The sequence below is a fragment of the Shewanella sp. GutDb-MelDb genome, assembly GCF_002836075.1.
GTDB lineage: Bacteria > Pseudomonadota > Gammaproteobacteria > Enterobacterales > Shewanellaceae > Shewanella.
Map to the genome: position 1 here is coordinate 29265 of NZ_PJBM01000259.1, position 19196 is coordinate 48460.

Sequence of the window (19196 nt, forward strand, 5' to 3'; positions counted from 1 at the left end):
TGTCACCAAAGCGTTAACGCCAGTACGGTTCGTTCTGCATTGCGCTACGACGTGAAAGCTCCATTGCCTGCACTAAACTCAGCTCTTTATTTTCAAGCCAATCACTAATATCAATATACGCCAGTTCACTAATCACCTTAAGCTGCCGATAAGCCGCTAAAGTTCTAATACCTAACGCAAGGTCTTGCCAAGGTGCCCTAAATTGATCACGTGATTTGTTTGAATAAAGCTGACCATATGCCACACCAACAAACATGCTGTTATCTAACGCCTTTGCGACAGCAAGATAGTCGCTACTGCTTAAATCATTATTTAATGGCATAACATCCAATATCTTTTGCCATGATTTTTCTTGTAGCTCATCGGCAAATTGCTTCAAACTGAGTGTTTTATCAATAACAACGTTGCCAACACTTATTTGCATCAACAGATCAACAAGATGTACTTGCAGTCGGCCATAACAAATATCGTCTAACAGCGCGTCGAAATGGGCAGAAATATTCAGTTGCTGCAATTTAGCATTGGCTATATCTACCAGGGCATCCGACATCGACAACTTAGCGATAAGGGCGCCGTTTTTCTCCACAATAGAAAATAGACTCAGCGACTCTTCGATAAAGTTAAGCCGACGCTCAATACAGCCAAAGTCTTCTTCAAAAGAGTCACCTAACAAGGTAAATTGCGCCAGCGTGCTTTTTAGCAACCGAATACAAGCTCTGAGTCGATAACAGAGCATTGGCAGTTCATGGGGGTTCTGCGCGACATCAAGGATCATCGCTTCTAGCTGCTGCCATCTTTCTAGCCCAACTTCGAGCAAGTTTATGGCGACTTGTTTTAAGTTTTGTTCAGGCTTTAATGCTATAAAATCGAGCACTTCCAAATTAAACGGACTTGCTTGAGCCGCTAACTGATAGCCTCTTTTTGCTTTACTCGCGTTGCCTAATCGAACCGGTACTTCTCTGCTAACAATACCAGCTAAAACAAGTAGGGCAGCAGTATCACCAGCAAGTAATTCAAACTCTAATTCACAGATGGGTTCAGAGCGGTCATCAACACAAATATGACCGATATCAAGCGCCACTTCGACCAAACTATCATCAACAAAAATATGCCATTTTTGTCGTTCAAAATCAGTATTGAACAAACAACGCAACTGTAACTGCACTTGTTCAAGATCTGCGCCTTGTGGCCAAATTTTACTCGGGAATAAATTTAATTTTGGAAAATCGTGATCTATATCGACATTAAATTCAGGCCGAGAGTGGATCCCACCGACAACCTGTCCAGCAGTCTTAATAGTTTGCTCTCGGTGAGTATTTATCCCGCGAACCCGCAATCCCATGTCCCAATGACGCAAAGTAAGGTCAGGGGTTTCAAAATACCCATTAGTTAACTTTTCGCTGCCTTTACTATCGGAATTAGGAATGCTATCCAACAGGTTTATAAGGGTTTTTCTTTTATTTTCATTAAAGAAAAGTTTGAGTTCTATCTCTGCTTCCATCTGTGTACTATTCGCCTTGTAATCAAAATTTAATCAATCTGTCATTAATTCGACACAGTGTAATATTTTTGTAATAAAAACGCCGTAGGATTCGCTTTGCAGTTAAGATATAACTCGTTAGAATAAAAAACTGTTTAGTTAATTACAAAAACACAGTTTTCTTACGCGGCCGCTTGGGTTAACATGCGCCCGCTTTTTCCAATAGTGGAATAACCTAAATAGGTAAACGGCAATGCCAGTAAACTCTATTTTGGGCGTGTTTGCAAAATCGCCAATTAAGCCTCTCCAAGAGCATATAGACAAAGTATACGACTGCGCGTCATTACTTGTCCCATTTTTCGAAGCTACAGCCTCAGGTGACTGGGACAAAGCTGTTCAACTGCGTCAGCAAATAAGCTTGACCGAGCAAGAAGCAGATTCACTAAAACGTGAAATCCGCTTAACTCTGCCAGGTGGTTTGTTTATGCCCGTTGAGCGTACTGACTTACTGGAGCTACTCACCCAGCAAGATAAGATCGCTAACAAAGCGAAAGACATTTCCGGTCGAGTTATTGGCCGAGAGCTCGTCATCCCTCATGCAATCCAAGAATCCTTCATTGCTTATTTACAACGCTGTCTTGATGCAGTTGCGTTATCAAAGCAAGCAATTAACGAACTCGACGACCTACTAGAAACTGGTTTTAGAGGCCGTGAAGTGGATCTTGTGGCAAAAATGATCAGTGAACTTGACTCTATCGAAGATGACACTGATGTTTTACAAATTAAGATACGTAGACAACTTTTGGCTATCGAATCTGATTTTAACCCTGTAGATGTAATGTTCCTCTACAAGATAATTGAGTGGGTTGGTGACTTGGCAGATCTTGCCGAACGAGTCGGTTCCCGCCTAGAGCTGATGTTAGCTCGCGTCTAATCAAAAGATTATCAAGGTAATAACATGGTTGATGTATTAGTCACCAACGGCCCATGGCTTATTGGCATGGCAGCTCTATTTGGTTTTTTAATGGCTTGGGGTATTGGCGCAAATGATGTAGCCAATGCAATGGGAACCTCTGTAGGTTCCAATGCGATTACAATTAAACAAGCGATTATTATCGCTATGATTTTTGAGTTTGCAGGTGCGTATTTAGCCGGTGGCGAAGTCACCAGTACAATCCGTAAAGGCATTATTGACTCAACTTTCTTTATTGAACAACCTGAGCTTCTGGTATACGGCATGATAGCGTCTTTGCTAGCCGCTGGTATCTGGCTTATCGCTGCTTCAGCACTTGGTTGGCCAGTTTCGACCACTCACTCTATTATCGGCGCCATTGTTGGTTTCGCTGCAGTAGGCGTAAGTGCAGATGCGGTTGAATGGGGCAAAGTAGGTGGTATTGTAGGTTCTTGGGTTGTCACGCCGGCAATATCGGGCTTTATCGCCTTTATGATATTCCAAAGTGTCCAAAAGCTTATCTTTAATACCTCTAATCCACTTGAAAATGCTAAACGTTATGTTCCTTTCTATATGGCTCTTGCTGGTTTTGTAATGGCACTTGTCACCATCAAGAAAGGTCTTAAACATATTGGCTTGCACTTTGACAACCTAGAAGCTTATTCGTTAGCGCTCGCTATTGCAGCACTTGTAGGAATTGGTGGCATGATCGCTATCAAACGCCTAAAAATGGATAATAAAGCAGATCGTCAAACCCAGTTTGGTAACGTTGAAAAAGTCTTCGCTATCTTAATGGTTGTCACCGCATGTTGTATGGCATTTGCGCATGGCTCAAATGATGTTGCTAACGCTATTGGCCCACTAGCGGCGGTTGTTTCAATCGTTAACAGTGGTGGCGAGATCAGCAGTAATGCCGCTCTTGTTTGGTGGATTCTGCCATTGGGTGCTGTGGGTATTGTCTTAGGACTTGCTATCTTTGGTAAGCGTGTAATGCAAACCATTGGTAAGAATATTACTCACCTGACGCCAAGTCGTGGTTTTGCGGCAGAGCTTGCAGCAGCATCGACGGTGGTTATTGCATCGGGTACTGGTCTACCAATCTCAACGACACAAACCCTAGTGGGTGCGGTGTTAGGTGTCGGCATGGCTCGTGGTATCGCTGCAATCAATATTGGCGTAGTGCGTAATATTGTTGTGTCTTGGGTGGTAACCCTACCCGCTGGTGCCGCGCTATCAATCATGATCTTCTTCATGATTAAAGGTATTTTTAGCTAAATACTGAGCTTTATCGCACCAAAAAGTACTGCGATTCCTTAAGGGAGTTTGATAATATTTGTATCAAGCTCCCTTTTTGCGTTTTATCTCCCTTAATGCCACTTGCATTAAGTCCTCTAAATCCATAGCATGTTGGCTAAATTTCATTGATGAGAATAGATTGGTGTTAAAAATTCTAACTATTGTGGGAGCGTTATTACTTTCCCCCTCTTTATTTGCGGCAAACCAAACAAGTTACATCTCTGATGATGTTTTTATCTATCTCCATGGCGGACCGGGTACCCAGTTTCGGATATTGGGCAGCGTAGAAGCGGGTCAGAAGATAACTTTATTAGGTGAAACTCAAGGTGACTACAGCAAGATAATCGATCATAAGGATCGTGAAGGCTGGGTTCAAACTAAGCTACTCAGCTCAGCTGTAAGCTTGCGTGAACAATTACCGGCGGTGCAAGCAGAGCTAGCGCAAACTAAAGCTGACTTAACCAACGCACTCACGACAACAGATTCGAGTGTACAAGAGTTGAGCCAGATTAAGACGCAATTAGCTCAAGCACAAAAAGCACTTGCAAGTGCTAGCCAAGAACGCGATAGCGCTCAGGTAAAACTGGCAAGTATGCAAAGTAATGAGCGTTTTGAAATGTGGCAACAAGGTGGCTTTATCGCCGCTGGCGGCCTGTTATTGGGCATTATTTTAGTTTACTTACCACGACCACAGCGTAAACCTAAAAATCACTGGTAAATAGTAACCTGTTATTTTTAGTTCTTTAGCCAGTGTTTTTAAACGCTGGCTTTTTATTTTCTAGCCTTCCCCCCTTACCCAGTGGGGCCTAGCACACGCCCCACCACCCCCAAATCAAACAAAGATCACATTCCTTCACGCAAAGGTGTTCCTTATCACATTTTACAGGTACAATCACCCGCGCGGAGGCCTTAGATTGTATACAAAAAGATAACAACAAAGATCTTGTCGCATTAAACATCCCTGCAATATACCTTCGGCCAAGATGGAAGTTATTAATATGTTCAAAGCGAGTGAAGTACTAGCTGGTCGTTATGACTCAGCCGATCTCAACGAACTGTTCAAAGCGATCAGCAATAATTATATTGTTGATGAAGAACTATATTTATCAGAATTGATAAAACTGGTTCCGTCCAGCAAAGAAGAGATCGATCGTGTGACAAATCGTGCATACGAATTAGTGAATAAAGTACGTCAATACGACAAGAAAGGCCTTATGGTCGGTATTGACGCATTTTTACAGCAATATAGCTTAGAAACACAAGAGGGCATTATTTTAATGTGCCTTGCTGAAGCCTTATTGCGAATTCCTGATGCAGCAACCGCTGACGCCCTGATTGAAGACAAACTCTCTGGCGCTCAATGGGATGAACATCTGAGCAAGAGTAACTCACTCTTGGTCAACGCCTCAACTTGGGGGTTGATGCTTACCGGTAAAATCGTCAAACTCGACAAACAAGTCAACGGTAAACCAAGTAAGTTACTTAACCGCTTAGTCAATAAGATGGGTGAACCTGTTATCCGCCAAGCCATGCTTGGGGCGATGAAAATAATGGGTAAACAATTTGTACTTGGTCGCAACGTAAAAGAGGCGCTCAAAAATAGTGTCGACAAACGTAAGCTTGGTTATACCCACAGCTACGATATGTTAGGTGAAGCAGCTTTAACTAAAAAAGATGCGCAAAAATATTTCGATGAGTACTCTAGTGCTATCGCAACGATCGGCGGGCTAGAGTATGACGAAAGTAAATCTCCTCGCCCAACGATCTCAATTAAACTCTCAGCGCTACATCCTCGTTACGAGGTTGCCAACGAAGATAGAGTCTTAACAGAGCTATATGACACGCTGATATTACTTATCAAGCAAGCTCGCTCTCTTAGAGTCGGCATCTCTATTGATGCAGAAGAGATGGATCGCCTTGAGCTTTCATTAAAACTATTCCAACGCCTTTATAATTCAGACGCAGCCAAAGGCTGGGGTCTACTGGGTATTGTCGTTCAAGCTTATTCTAAGCGTGCGCTACCAGTATTGTGCTGGTTAACTCGTCTGTCCAAAGATCAAGGCGATGAAATTCCACTACGTTTAGTTAAAGGCGCCTACTGGGATAGCGAGCTTAAATGGTCGCAGGAAAATGGTGAAGCGGGTTACCCTCTTTATACCCGCAAAGCGAGTACCGACGTGTCATATCTTGCCTGTGCAAGATACTTGTTGTCTGATGCCACACGCGGCGCTATCTACCCACAGTTTGCCAGTCATAACGCCCAAACGGTTGCTTCAATAACCGATATGGCAGGTGACCGAAATTATGAATTCCAACGCTTACATGGCATGGGCGAAGAGCTTTACGACACTCTGTTAGCAGAACGTGGCGTTAAGACGGTCCGTATCTATGCGCCAGTGGGTGCCCATAAAGACCTACTGCCTTATTTAGTGCGCCGCTTGCTTGAGAATGGCGCAAATACGTCGTTTGTACATAAACTTGTCGATCCTAAAACGCCGATTGAGTCACTGGTGATACATCCACTCTCGACGCTAAAGGGCTACAAAACGCTAGCTAACAACAGAATTGCTTTACCTGCCAACATATTCGGTACTGAGCGTCAAAACTCGAAAGGCCTCAACCTGAACATAATGTCAGAATCGACTCCTTTTTTGGCGGCAATAGAAAAGTATAAAAACCACACTTGGTCTGCTGGTCCATTAGTCAACGGCGAAACCTTAAGTGGTGACATTAAAGAGATTGTTAGCCCATTTGACACCTCTAAGGTAGTTGGTAAGGTTGCCTTCGCTAACAAGCATGCTATTGAACAAGCCCTTGCCGGCGCTGCGGCTTCATTTCCAAGCTGGTGTTCTACCCCTGTCGAGGTGCGAGCCAGTGCACTGCAGAAGCTTGCCGACCTAATTGAAGATAACCGTGAAGAGCTGATTGCACTTTGTACCCGTGAAGCGGGTAAGAGTATTCAAGACGGTATCGATGAAGTGCGTGAAGCTGTTGATTTCTGTCGTTACTATGCAGTGCAAGCAAAGAGAATGATGGCTCAACCCGAGCGACTTCCTGGCCCAACGGGCGAGATTAACGAGTTATTTCTTCAGGGCCGCGGGATCTTTGTCTGTATTAGTCCATGGAACTTCCCATTGGCAATCTTCATAGGCCAAGCAGCAGCAGCGCTAGCGGCAGGTAACACTGTTGTCGCTAAACCTGCAGAGCAAACGTCTATCGTCGGTTACCGCGCGGTACAGCTCGCTCACGAAGCGGGCATTCCGAAAGATGTGCTGCAGTTTCTGCCGGGGACAGGGGCAACAGTAGGTTCAGCAATTACCAGTGATGACCGTATCGGTGGTGTTTGCTTTACCGGTTCTACAGGTACAGCAAAACTGATTAACCGCACGCTAGCCATGCGCGAAGGGGCAATTATTCCTTTGATTGCTGAAACTGGTGGGCAGAATGCTATGGTAGTGGATTCCACATCACAACCAGAACAAGTGGTTAACGACATAGTGTCGGCATCTTTCACCAGTGCGGGCCAACGTTGCTCTGCGTTGCGGGTGCTGTTCCTGCAAGCGGATGTTGCTGATCGCGTGCTTGATGTAATGAAAGGCGCGATGGAAGAGCTTACCATTGGTGACCCAAGCTCAGTCAAAACTGACGTTGGTCCAGTGATTGACGCCACGTCTGCTGCAAACCTTAACGCTCACATCGACCATATCAAACAAGTCGGTACGCTAATTAAGCAGATGGAGTTACCTGCAGGTACCGAAAATGGTTACTTTGTTGCGCCAACGGCCATTGAAATAGCGTCAATCAAGCAGCTTGATAAAGAGCACTTTGGGCCGATTTTGCACGTGATCCGTTACAAGGCATCCGAGCTAAATAAAGTTATCGATGAGATCAACTCAACTGGATTTGGCCTCACGTTAGGAATCCACAGCCGTAACGAAGGTCATGCGCTTGAATTAGCAGGTAAAGTTAATGTCGGTAACGTTTATATTAACCGTAACCAAATTGGTGCTGTAGTCGGTGTTCAACCCTTTGGTGGTCAAGGGTTGTCTGGCACCGGTCCTAAAGCAGGTGGTCCACACTACCTTACGCGCTTTATAACCGAGAAAACACGCACTAACAACATCACCGCGATAGGTGGTAATGCCACACTATTGTCTTTAGGTGATAGTGACGATTAATGACTAAAGGTATTGATACCTAAGCCAATAATCTTAAACTAAAAAAGCCAGGTTTTTAATCTGGCTTTTTTTATGCGGCACTGTGGCCATTAATGCGAGCGAGTCACTGAATCTAATGCCTTAATTAGTTCAAAATGCGTAAGGGTTATAGACTATTACCCTTACACTCGTTTAATCAAATGGCTCTGCAACTTAGGCTAACTTTTGGTATAGGCTGGCGTAATAACTATCACTTTCAATTAGTTGTTGATGATTACCTGAGCAACGGATCTTACCTTGCTCCATCAAGTGAATCGTATCCATTCTCGCCATTGCCGTTAAACGATGGCTGATCATCAATACCGTTTTATCACTCGCAAACGCAAACAATAACGCTAAAATCTCTCGTTCTGTTTTCTTATCAAGCCCCTCGGTTGGCTCATCAAGCAGTAACATAGGGGCATCTCTAAGCAGTGCTCTAGCCACGCCAATTCTGCGCTGCTCGCCACCCGATAACTGCCGACCACCTTCACCAATCCAGTTATCTAATGGCTTATCACCTTGCAATAATACCCCTAAGCCGACTTTTTCTAACACCGCAATCAACTTATCGTCATCTTTACGGCTAGCGTTATCCAATGCAATAGCTAAGTTTTCTCTTAAGGTGCCGCTAAATAGATAGATACGTTGGCTCACGACCGACATTGATTTGCGTAGAGCATCCTCAGAATAAGCATTCGCGTCACGCCCATCCAATATCACTTGGCCATGTTGTGGTAACCACTCGCGAGTAATCAATGACAATAAACTCGACTTCCCACAACCCGTTTGCCCCAGTAAAGCGACCTTGGACCCCGCTGGAATGACGAAGTTAAGTTGTTGCAATACGCTATGCTCAGGGTCATAGCCAAAATCGATATTGGTTAATTCAACACTGCCCTCACTGACTTGCAGATCATTATCTTCTGCAAAGGTAACCTCTGGTGTTTGCTCTACCACTTGATTAAGTCGAGTTGCTGCTGAGCTACAAGCGGAAAGGTGCTGAAATGCCCCCGCTAATGGCATCATCATCTCAATGGTCGCCATCGTTATAAATACAATCATTGCCAGTTTTGGCCCTGGCGGCACAGACTCGCCTACTCCCGCTGCAGCCATATACAGCATGACTAGCACAGCAAAACCATGACAGAAGATGAGACAGGCTTGACTAAGAGCCGTCACCCGATTCATTCGATTTTGACTGGCGATCATTAAGCTCTCTGCACCGTTTAAGCGCTGGCGATACAGCCCTTGTGCACCAAATAAGGTTAACTCGGCTTGGCCTTGCAAGTACTCGAGCAACTGCACCCGTAACTCACGCTTAGTTTCGAGCTGAGCGATACCCGGTTTACGACCGAGAAAGTAAAATACCGTTGGCAGAAGCAACCATACTGCCAATAATATGCTACAGAGTGTGGCTGCCAGTTTTGCATCGAACCATGAAACAAAGAAATACAGCCCCACTAGCATCAATAATGAAGCTAGTAGCGGTGTCAGCAAGCGCAAGTAAAGATGATCTAACGTATCGATATCTGCCACTAGCCGATTAAGTAAGTCTCCTCGGCGGATCCCCTGCAGGTTTTTAGCGCTCAGCGGCATCAGCTTATTCCATACCCAGCAACGCAGATCGGTTAATAAGCTAAATGTTGCCTCGTGAGTGGCTAAACGTTCGCCATAACGGCTCGCTGTGCGAACGATTGATAACAAACGAACACCACCAGCAGGCGTAAAATAGTTAAACATCTGCGCCGTAACTACGGTGAGCCCAGCAACCGCTGCGGCGGATAAGAACCAACCGGAAAGCGCTAATAAGCCAAGACCCGCCATCATGGTGGTCACGCTTAAAAACAGTCCGATAAACATCATGAACCATTGGCTTTTAAATCGTTTAATGTAAGGTAATAGCGCTTTCATTACAGCTCTCCCTCCGTCTTCATCGCGAGCTCAATATCAACAGGCGCTGACTCAAGTAACATTCGCTTAAACACCCCTTCAGCTGCTGAAAGCTCAGCAAATGTACCTTGCTGTGCCAATAAGCCATTCTCCATCACTAATACTCTGTCCATCGAACTTAATGATTCCAACCGATGAGTCACCATTAAACAACCCGTTGCTTGCATCGCATCAGCTAATGTCGCTTGTACAGCTTGTTCGCTTAAGCTGTCTAGACTCGCGGTAGGTTCATCTAATATGTATAGTTTAGGTTGCTGCGCTAGCGCTCTAGCGAGTGCAATACGTTGGGCTTGCCCAACGGATAAGCCTGCCGTTTGTTCTTGTATAGGATGGTCTAACCCTAGCGGTTGCGATTCAATAAAATCGAGAATGTGTGCTTGGGCTAACAATGCCTTAATAGCATCATCTGACAGTGCTTGGTCTTGTGCTAACTGTCCTAGCGCAACATTTTCACGCACGGTGCCACAAAACAGTTGAGGCTCTTGCCCAAGCCATGCCAATTTTTTACGCCACTGCGACATCGGCAATTGGCGCAACTCAACACCATTAATCTTAAGCTGGCCTTGATACGGCAAAAAGCCTAATAAGGCACTAAGCAAACTTGTTTTACCCGCACCACTAGCCCCCACGACGGCCAAATGCTCACCTTGCTGCAACGTAAAACTAATCGGTCCAAGCAGCTCGGTGCCATCGACGCTATAAACTTTAAGATCAATGGCTTCAATACTAACCTCAGCCTCAAGTTCATCACCCGTACCCATTTTTTGACCCGCGTTTTCTTCTGGATGGTCAAGCAGAGCCATTAGCTCTTCTGCAGCACCAATCGCCTGTGCTTTAGCATGGTAATGCGTGCCCATATCTCGTAGCGGTTGATAAAACTCTGGCGCGAGAATAAGAATAAACAGACCGGTAAATAAGCTGATTGAGGTACCGTAATGACCAAAATCCAAATGGCCTAAATAACTGAAACCAAAATACACTGCCAAGACCGCAATCGATACCGCGGCAAAGAACTCAAGCACTGCTGAACTGAGAAACGCCATTCGCAGCACCGACATGGTGCGTTCTCTGAACTCTTCTGACGCTTTCTCTATCGCCTTAGCTTCTTTGGCACCTTGATTAAACAGCTTCAAGGTCGACAAGCCTTTAAGCCTATCCATAAAGTGACCACTTAAACGAGCCAGGGCGCCAAAGTTTTTACGGTTAGCATCTGCAGCCCCCATTCCTACTAAAATCATGAACATTGGGATAAGCGGCGCGGTTGCGAGTAAAATAATCCCTGCCGCCCAGTTGACCGGGAATACAGCCATTAAAATAATCAGTGGAATAAAGCCTGCCAGAACAATCTGTGGCAAATAACGTGCGTAGAAATCTTGTAAGTCTTCCACTTGTTCAAGCACAATGCTCGCCCAACTGCCAGCAGGTTTACCCTGAATAAAAGCAGGCCCTAATGCGGCCAACTTATCCAAAACCGCAGCGCGCATATGCACTCGTAGCTGGGCACCCGCTTTAAAACTTGAACGCTCTCTAGCAAATGCCAATACACCTCTAACAATAGTGAGCAGCAACAGTAACCAGAAATGGTCACTAAAAGTAGCCTTAGGCAGTTCATCGATAATGATGCCTTGTAATATGGTAGCAATGAGCCATGCCTGACACATCAAACTAATGCCGGTTAGCACCCCAAAGAAAATCGATACATTGAGGTAATAACCACAGGCTGATTTTTGCTGTTTGAGCCAGTGAGTGAGTTTTTTCTCTACGGTTTTATCCATTGGATCCCAGATTTACTGTACTTGACAGATAAGCTTAATAAATTAACGGAGTAAGAGTAAGACGCCTGAAGGCCGTCACCAAGAAAGCAGTATTTAAGAGGACTGCATTTAAGTGTAAGTTCCGTAGCCTAAAAAAAATAATATTGAGGCATAAAGGAATGCTAGTATCGCAGGCATTAATCGCAGAATAAAACGCCAGTTGCGTATTTGCTATGAGACTCACATAAATTGAGCTAGATCAATAAAATGGCGACTATGACTCAACATCATTCGCCATAGCTGTTGACTTTTAAGCACAAAAAAACCGCGAAAGCTCAGCTTATCGCGGTTAATTTTATCTCTTGCCTAATAATAGTGTAATAACACTTGGCAAGTTAGCGTCTCAATTAACGCTCGGCGTCTGAGCCGTAATCAAGGTTTTCATCTTCAGAATCACTCTCAGATGCTCTCTTTTCGTCACGAGCGCTGCGCCATACATCTGCTGCAAGCTCTTTAGCGTCAGCCGCTTTATTACGCTCGTCACGCGCTATAGCTTTACGTTCGTTACGCTTAACAAGGTTCTCTAAGAATGATTTCAGCTCAGTTTCGCCCCACGCTATCGCTTCAGCTTCAGTAGCAAAACCTTTTTGGGTTTTTGATACCACTATTTTTCTAGCTGATTGACGACGAGTGATCTGGCCAGTCCAAGTTGTTTTATCTTCAACAACGCGAAAATCATACTTCTTTGTTTGTGTCATGTTGCTTATTTTCCTAACAATAATCGTAATACTTTGAGCTTAATGCGTTAATGATTTAGCTCAATCAATAAGTAACAGCAATCGCCGTTGCTTTGCTGCTACCTTCAATATTCTTTCAGCGTAATAGCGCTTAATTGCCATGCCAAGTCATAGTCGTGAATAATATGTCTGACTGATCAATTCGCCTATTAAGCTATCACTTCAGTTTATCTACCATGTCGAATTCACATAGTTGACATGTGAGTTGATACCCGAGCATAGATTTTCTCCCGCGAGTACTTGTCACCCAACCACGGTTTTCCCACGGTGGACGATGACGCACATGCTGGTTATGACCACAAGCTAACTCTGCAACCCAATGTTGTTCATCATCTTTATGATAATTAATAATGGCTTGTAGCAAGGCATACACCTTAAATAGACCAAAAGCGATTGGCTAAGTTTGAGTTGCAGTCGATAGATAAACTTTCAGGGGCGCGAGATTAACACGTGCAGACTTGAAACAACATCTTTTAAGCGACTAAAAATCACACAATTGAGAAATTTAACTCCATTAGGCTGTTTTCCCAGCAGCTAAGCGGGTAATCATTACCCCGTACTCCCGTTCAAAAGCTGCTATTCGCTGCCATACTCTAAACGATGAGATAATAGCGCTATTGTTTATTAAATGGCGCTTTTTGGGCAGATCCTGTAAGCTGCACGCCCGCCAGCATTAGCCGGCCCTCCTATAACAGCAGTCAGCGCGCTTTACGCCAGCTTGGCTGGCCGAAATGAGACCAATCTATGAGTTTTGCTTCACTGGGCTTATCAGCCCAAATTTTGAAAGCTGTCGCTAGCAAAGGCTATGACACTCCATCTCCAATTCAAGCACAGGCTATTCCAGCGGTACTTGAAGGTAAAGACGTTATGGCCGCCGCCCAAACTGGGACAGGCAAAACAGCAGGCTTTACATTGCCACTGTTAGAGATTCTTTCAAAAGGCACCAAAGCTCCAGCAAAACAAGTGCGAGCCTTAGTATTAACACCGACGCGCGAACTCGCGGCTCAAGTGGGTGAAAGTGTCGAAGTTTACGGTAAAAACCTGCCTCTAAAATCAGCGGTTATTTTTGGTGGTGTCGGCATTGGCCCACAAATCTCGAAACTTAGTCGTGGTGTTGACATCCTAGTCGCGACTCCAGGTCGCTTGCTTGATCTTTATAACCAACGCGCCGTCAACTTTAGCCAGCTTGAAGTGTTAGTACTAGATGAAGCTGACCGTATGCTAGATATGGGCTTTATTCACGATATTAAGAAGATTATTGCCGCGCTACCCGCTAAGCGTCAGAACTTAATGTTCTCTGCGACCTTCTCTGATGATATTCGAAAGCTCGCTAAAGGCTTAGTCAACAATCCGGTTGAAATTTCAGTAACACCTCGTAACGCCACAGCTAATACTGTAACCCAGTGGATCTGCCCGGTCGATAAAGGCCAAAAAGCAGCCGTACTGGTTCAGCTTATCAAGCAAAATGACTGGCAACAGGTCTTGGTTTTCAGCCGTACTAAACATGGTGCAAACCGTTTGGCTAAAAGTCTCGAGGCTAAAGGCATTACTGCAGCAGCCATCCATGGTAATAAAAGCCAAGGAGCACGTACTAAAGCACTGGCTGAATTTAAGAATGGCGATGTACGCATTTTAGTCGCAACCGATATTGCCGCTCGTGGCCTTGATATCGATCAGCTACCTCAAGTGGTCAACTTCGACCTACCAAATGTACCTGAGGATTATGTTCACCGTATCGGACGTACAGGCCGTGCAGGTGCTACTGGTCAGGCTGTATCACTGGTTAGCGATGATGAAGTTAAATTGCTGCGTGATATCGAACTACTGATCAAGCAAAATTTAGAACGTAGAGTTATTGAAGGTTTAGAACCTACTCATACTCTGCCAGAGACCGATTTGACGGGTAAATCTCACGGACAGAACAAAGGTCCGCGCAATAGTAGCCCTCGAGGCACCAACCAAAGACGTTCTAACTCAAGTGCCAAGCCAGCTAATCGCAGCCAAGATGGTGCAGGTAAAGTTGAGCATAAAGATGGACAACGCAGCGGAGAAGCGGCGCGTGGCCATAAGCCTACGGATAAAAACCCAAGACATAGCCGATCAAGCAAGCCTGGATCTGCGCCGTTATCAGGGCAGCGCCGCAGTCGTCGCAGCGAAAATAGCCCACAAGGCTAATATCACGCTATTACATTGAATACCAAATAAAAAAGGCTCCCATCGGGAGCCTTTTTATTGTCTGGAATAACGTTATTTAAGCTCTTGCTCAAACAGTTTATAAATACGGCGGTATTCGTCTAACCAGCTCGATGGCTGACGGAAACCATGAGGTTCAACCGGATAGATCGCAGTCTCAAACATCGGCTTTTCAAGCTCAATCAAACGTTGTACTAAACGAACGCTGTCTTGGAAGAATACGTTGTCATCTAACACTCCGCTCATAATCAATAATGGCTTTTGTAAACCTGCAGCATGCTCAATTGGCGAGCTACGCTCATAAGCAATGGGGTCGACATCTGGCGTATTTAAGATATTAGAGGTATACGGTGCGTTATAATGTGCCCAATCAGTCACTGGACGCAATGCAGCGCCTGCTTGGAACAGTTCAGGTTCATTAAATAGCGCCATAAACGTCAAGAAGCCACCGTAAGATCCACCGTAGGTGCCCACTTTACCAGCATCGACATTAGCATTAGCCGCCATCCAGCTGACACCGTCTTTAAGATCTTCAACTTCAGGGGTTCCCATCTGACGGTATACCGCTGTACGCCAATCTCGGCCGTAGCCTTTTGAACCGCGATAATCCATATCCATGACTACGTAGCCCTGTTGGGCAAGCAAGTTGTGGAACATGAACTCTCTGAAGTAACCAGAGAAGCCGTAGTGAGCATTTTGCAGATAACCTGCACCATGGTTAAAAATAACTGCCGGATACTTGTCAGCGTTGTCTTTGCTATATCCTTGCGGCAAATAAACACGAGCATACACCTCGCCGGCACCATGGGTTGATGGAACAGTAACGACTTCTGGTGCTTGCCATGCATAGTTTTTAAATGCATCACTTGTATAATCAGTCAGCTGTTTTATCGCGCCGCCAACAGGTTGTACAAAAAGCTCTGCAGGTTTTGTACGAGTAGAAGCACTGAGCAGTAACTGCGTACCATCAGGGCTCAAACTATAATCGAGCTGACCTTGCCACTGCGTTAGTTGCTCATCTTTACCTGTTGCTATCTCTACCCGATAAACATTATCGATACCTGGGTGGCTTTTATTGGCTTTGTAATAGATAAACTGTGCTTTGGGGCCCAATGTAATATCACTTACCACATATTGACCTTGTGTCAGCGCTTTAGCTTTTTCGCCACTGGCTTTTAGGTACAGGTGTGAATAACCCGTCTCTTCAGAAAGGTAATACAGGCTATCGCTATTAGGCAACCAACCATACTGGTTAAAGTTGTAGTTAATCCACGCATCATCGTGCAGGCGATGTTCAGTTTTCAAACTGCCTTTACTTAAATCAACCGTCGCTATCCAACGATCTTTATTATCTATAGCTTCGAGCATCACCGCGACTTTATCGCCAGATGCTTGCCATTGGATAGCACTTTGTGACCATCCCCAATCTTGAATGAATTGAATTTTACGCGGTGATTTTTCGCTGATATAGCTTTCACCTTTAGCCTTGGCATTTTCTGCCTTAACTGACGCCAGTACGTCTTCATCAAAACCCGTCAGGCCTTCAATGGTAACGTCTTTTTTGGTGTGATTTTGCAGGTCAAGAATAACCATACGCTCACCTGGCGGGGTATCTTCGGCAACACGGGCGCGGGCAGGTACTGCATCGACATAACCGTCTTTACCTAAGTAGTTCGGCATGATGTCGTGCTCTGAACGCCAGCTGTAATCTTTGTCACGTAGTGACAACAATACATACCGTCCGTCAGGAGATAAGCTCAGCTCGGTGACCACTTCAGTATCACCTAAATACCATGTCTTGGCTGCCATAGTAGGATCTGCGTTAACTAAGGCTTCTTTATACTGCTGCTTAGACTTGGCGTTGCTTTGTTGCAGTGCAACATATTCAATAAGGCGATGTTGCTGTTTGGCGATATAGCTTGAAGGATCTTGCACACCTTTAGGGGCGGATGCCATTTTGATATTGGCTATCTGCTCGGATAAACCTGAATCGCGGTGAATTTTAAAAATATTATCACCTTGCCAATAGGCAATATCACCATTGTTCAAAAAGCGGACACCATCAACATTGGTATTTTGGCGGGTGAGTTGAGTGATGACTTTTGAACCGAGATCTTTTACAAACAAGTTACCTTGATAAAGATAGGCTTTACGCGTCTTATCATTATCCAGCACACCATATTCTTGATCGGCTGCATGAAGCTGATTTAACGCAAGCTCGTTGGCTGCAGAACCCTTGCTATCTTGTTGATAGTAATTTTTAGTTGGGTTGCCATGGGCTTGGCGAGAAAAATAGATTGATTGGCTATCGTCACTCCAGTAAGCCCCTTTTGCAAGTAATCCCATCCAATCTGGATTAGCCATAATCTGATTAAGTGTAAGTGCTTGGTCAACTTGTGGAGGCGCTGACAATGCTACAACATTTGTAGCGGAAGTTAGCTCAGGTGCAACAGTGGTGTTAGTCGATGAGCAACCCGCTAAAATAGCGACTGTTAGAGCACTCATTCCGATATGACGAATGACGCTTTTCATTATCCATCCCTTTTATTATTGGTATTTTTGCGGACTTTTATATCACACTTTACCAACGGGATTTGTTTAAAACGCAGTTAATTTTGTAACAGATAGTAGCAACTTAAGTAATTTCGATAAAATTGGCTAACAAGTTATGCCCCTGCTCTGTCAAAATTGATTCAGGATGAAACTGCACTGAATAGATTTTCTGCTCTGGACAACTCATTGCCATTATTTCACGGCCATGTAACGGATCATCGTACCAAGCATCTAATACAAAACCGGTAGGGACGGCATCAATTAATAAAGAGTGATATCGCGTTACTGTTAGCGGGTTATTCAGGCTCGAAAATAAACCTTTCCCTGAATGCGCTATTTTACTGGTCTTTCCATGCATGACTCGCTTCGCTTTCACCACGTTTGAGCCAAATACTTGGGCAATAGCTTGGTGGCCTAAGCACACACCAAAAATGGGTAATTCACCCGCGAAATGCTTAATAATGGCAAGGGATAACCCTGCATCATTTGGCGTGCAAGGACCTGGGGAGATAACGATATGACTAGGATTGAGTGACTCAATTTCCGCTAGGGTTATTTCATCATTGCGCCTAACCGTGATCTCTTGATCCAGTTGCTGGAAGTACTGCACCAAGTTATATGTAAAAGAATCGTAGTTATCGATCATTAAGATCATAAGAGCGCCGTGAGCCTGTATTTCACTTGCAATATCGATGGCGAAAGAGTTCCCATAACACGCTGGGAAATCGCGCTAAACATCGCTTTGTATAGGGTTTAGTATAGTTAGCGCTGATGCTATCACAGCGTCCCTAAATCTTCACTTATAAGAGTGGAGTAGATTAACGTTACCGCTTGTTCGTTTTGTCGTTAATTTTATCCAATAAAAAAGCCAGTCAATGACTGGCTTTCTTGGCAGGTTACAACCTATTTCACTAAGGTCAAATGACCACGGCGTTTAGGTTCCTTAACCTCTTCTTTAGCCTCTTCAGGCTCGCTGATTTCAACCACAGGTTCTTTCACTACAGAAAGTCCTGTCTCTTCAGCATCATCTATTTGGTACGACTCTTCTAAATCGAAAACCGTACCAGCGCCATTTTCTCTGGCGTAGATAGCAACAATTGCAGCCATAGGCAGCAACACCTGCTGAGGTACACCACCAAAACGTGCACTGAACTCAATAAACTCATTAGTGATTTGTAGGTTACCTACAGCACTTTCAGTAATATTAAGTACAATTTGACCATCTTTAACATATTGTTGTGGTACTTGTGTGCCAGGCACATAGGCATCAACAACAACATGGGGCGTTAACTGGTTATCCATCAACCAGTCATAATAAGCCCGCAACAAGTATGGACGATTCGGAGTCAGCTCTTTCATTAGATACCCATGCGCATTTCGCGCTCAGTCTCTGTTAAAGAAGCTTTAAAGGATTCACGATCGAACAAACGAGTCATGTAACCTTTAATGTCTTTTGCTGCACGGCTATCAAGTTCGATACCCAACACAGGTAGACGCCACAATAGTGGACCTAAATAACAATCAGCTAAACCAAACTCTTCGCTCATGAAGTAAGGCACTTCACCGAAGATAGGGGCAATTGCCGTTAAGCTTTCAGTCAACTCTTTACGAGCAGCTTCAGCACGGTCGCCTTTTCTAATGCGCTCTACAAGTGCATACCAATCTTCTTCGATGCGGTGCATCCAAAGACGAGTTTGGCCACGAGAAACCGGATAAACAGGCATTAATGGAGGATGAGGAAAGCGCTCATCTAGGTATTCCATAATGATGCGAGAGTTATAAAGTACTAGCTCTCTGTCGACCAATGTTGGCACAGTGTTGTACGGGTTAAGCTCGATCAAATCTTCAGGGATCTCATTTGGATCAACCTGCAGCACGTCAACCGTTACTCCTTTCTCAGCGAGAACGATACGTACTTGATGACTATAAAGGTCATCGGCGCCTGAATACAGGGTCATGATTGAGCGTTTGTTGGCAGCGACAGCCATTGATACCCTCCGGTTTCACAAATCAAAAAGCAAA

The 19196-nt window shown here is 44.6% G+C and carries 14 protein-coding genes; 5 read left to right on the plus strand and 9 right to left on the minus strand.

Features of this window, described 5'->3' with window-relative positions:
• Positions 1–13 precede the first annotated feature (13 nt).
• Entirely contained in the window at positions 14–1501 is a 1488-nt protein-coding gene (locus CXF82_RS18950) for a CYTH domain-containing protein (protein ID WP_101092508.1), read from the minus strand.
• Between the two features lie 232 nt (positions 1502–1733).
• On the opposite strand from CXF82_RS18950, the gene CXF82_RS18955 reads away from it, so the two are divergent.
• From CXF82_RS18955 to putA, 4 genes are all read left to right on the plus strand, one after another.
• Positions 1734–2414, plus strand: coding sequence for a TIGR00153 family protein (locus CXF82_RS18955; protein ID WP_101092509.1), 681 nt, complete (start codon positions 1734–1736; stop codon positions 2412–2414).
• Positions 2415–2438: 24 nt separating this feature from the next.
• Entirely contained in the window at positions 2439–3707 is a 1269-nt protein-coding gene (locus tag CXF82_RS18960) for an inorganic phosphate transporter (RefSeq protein WP_101092510.1), read from the plus strand.
• A 163-nt stretch (positions 3708–3870) separates the two neighbouring features.
• Positions 3871–4446: a TIGR04211 family SH3 domain-containing protein gene (locus tag CXF82_RS18965; RefSeq protein WP_101092618.1), complete on the plus strand. Its 576-nt coding sequence runs from the start codon at positions 3871–3873 to the stop codon at positions 4444–4446.
• A 265-nt stretch (positions 4447–4711) separates the two neighbouring features.
• Positions 4712–7906: a bifunctional proline dehydrogenase/L-glutamate gamma-semialdehyde dehydrogenase PutA gene (putA, locus tag CXF82_RS18970; protein WP_180960971.1), complete on the plus strand. Its 3195-nt coding sequence runs from the start codon at positions 4712–4714 to the stop codon at positions 7904–7906.
• Between the two features lie 192 nt (positions 7907–8098).
• Here putA and cydC read toward each other — a convergent pair whose 3' ends face one another.
• From cydC to CXF82_RS18990, 4 genes are all read right to left on the minus strand, one after another.
• Entirely contained in the window at positions 8099–9838 is a 1740-nt protein-coding gene (gene cydC / locus CXF82_RS18975; protein WP_101092512.1) for a heme ABC transporter ATP-binding protein/permease CydC, read from the minus strand.
• Positions 9838–11652 (minus strand): heme ABC transporter permease/ATP-binding protein CydD, encoded by a 1815-nt coding sequence (cydD, locus tag CXF82_RS18980; protein ID WP_102044759.1) that lies wholly within the window; start codon positions 11650–11652, stop codon positions 9838–9840. Before cydD ends, cydC begins: the two co-directional genes overlap by 1 nt.
• Positions 11653–12038: 386 nt before the next feature.
• Positions 12039–12389, minus strand: a complete 351-nt coding sequence (locus CXF82_RS18985) for a DUF3622 domain-containing protein (RefSeq protein ID WP_101092514.1) — start codon at positions 12387–12389, stop codon at positions 12039–12041.
• 196 nt (positions 12390–12585) lie between these two features.
• Complete coding sequence (locus tag CXF82_RS18990) at positions 12586–12792, minus strand: DUF3565 domain-containing protein (protein WP_101092515.1); 207 nt, start codon at positions 12790–12792, stop codon at positions 12586–12588.
• 380 nt (positions 12793–13172) lie between these two features.
• Here CXF82_RS18990 and CXF82_RS18995 point away from each other — a divergent pair, with 380 nt between their 5' ends.
• Positions 13173–14603, plus strand: a complete 1431-nt coding sequence (locus CXF82_RS18995; protein ID WP_102044760.1) for a DEAD/DEAH box helicase — start codon at positions 13173–13175, stop codon at positions 14601–14603.
• Positions 14604–14675: 72 nt separating this feature from the next.
• Here CXF82_RS18995 and CXF82_RS19000 read toward each other — a convergent pair whose 3' ends face one another.
• The 4 genes from CXF82_RS19000 to sspA form a co-directional block, all read right to left on the minus strand.
• Positions 14676–17153: a S9 family peptidase gene (locus CXF82_RS19000; RefSeq protein ID WP_102038045.1), complete on the minus strand. Its 2478-nt coding sequence runs from the start codon at positions 17151–17153 to the stop codon at positions 14676–14678.
• Between the two features lie 103 nt (positions 17154–17256).
• Complete coding sequence (locus CXF82_RS19005; protein ID WP_101092518.1) at positions 17257–17829, minus strand: anthranilate synthase component II; 573 nt, start codon at positions 17827–17829, stop codon at positions 17257–17259.
• A 248-nt stretch (positions 17830–18077) separates the two neighbouring features.
• Positions 18078–18533, minus strand: a complete 456-nt coding sequence (locus tag CXF82_RS19010; RefSeq protein WP_101092519.1) for a ClpXP protease specificity-enhancing factor — start codon at positions 18531–18533, stop codon at positions 18078–18080.
• A complete protein-coding gene (gene sspA, locus CXF82_RS19015; protein ID WP_101092520.1) occupies positions 18533–19162 on the minus strand; it encodes a stringent starvation protein SspA in 630 nt (209 codons plus the stop codon). Before sspA ends, CXF82_RS19010 begins: the two co-directional genes overlap by 1 nt.
• Positions 19163–19196 lie beyond the last annotated feature (34 nt).

What these genes read in the sequence shown, in the direction of transcription:
- cydD (WP_102044759.1), bottom strand. Translation starts at nt 11,652, where the DNA reads ATGGATAAAACCGTAGAGAAAAAACTCACTCACTGGCTCAAACAGCAA.
- CXF82_RS18985 (WP_101092514.1), bottom strand. Translation starts at nt 12,389, where the DNA reads ATGACACAAACAAAGAAGTATGATTTTCGCGTTGTTGAAGATAAAACA.
- putA (WP_180960971.1), top strand. Translation starts at nt 4,712, where the DNA reads ATGGAAGTTATTAATATGTTCAAAGCGAGTGAAGTACTAGCTGGTCGT.
- CXF82_RS18960 (WP_101092510.1), top strand. Translation starts at nt 2,439, where the DNA reads ATGGTTGATGTATTAGTCACCAACGGCCCATGGCTTATTGGCATGGCA.
- CXF82_RS18950 (WP_101092508.1), bottom strand. Translation starts at nt 1,501, where the DNA reads ATGGAAGCAGAGATAGAACTCAAACTTTTCTTTAATGAAAATAAAAGA.
- sspA (WP_101092520.1), bottom strand. Translation starts at nt 19,162, where the DNA reads ATGGCTGTCGCTGCCAACAAACGCTCAATCATGACCCTGTATTCAGGC.
- CXF82_RS18995 (WP_102044760.1), top strand. Translation starts at nt 13,173, where the DNA reads ATGAGTTTTGCTTCACTGGGCTTATCAGCCCAAATTTTGAAAGCTGTC.
- CXF82_RS18955 (WP_101092509.1), top strand. Translation starts at nt 1,734, where the DNA reads ATGCCAGTAAACTCTATTTTGGGCGTGTTTGCAAAATCGCCAATTAAG.
- CXF82_RS19010 (WP_101092519.1), bottom strand. Translation starts at nt 18,533, where the DNA reads ATGAAAGAGCTGACTCCGAATCGTCCATACTTGTTGCGGGCTTATTAT.
- CXF82_RS19000 (WP_102038045.1), bottom strand. Translation starts at nt 17,153, where the DNA reads ATGAAAAGCGTCATTCGTCATATCGGAATGAGTGCTCTAACAGTCGCT.
- cydC (WP_101092512.1), bottom strand. Translation starts at nt 9,838, where the DNA reads ATGAAAGCGCTATTACCTTACATTAAACGATTTAAAAGCCAATGGTTC.
- CXF82_RS19005 (WP_101092518.1), bottom strand. Translation starts at nt 17,829, where the DNA reads ATGATCTTAATGATCGATAACTACGATTCTTTTACATATAACTTGGTG.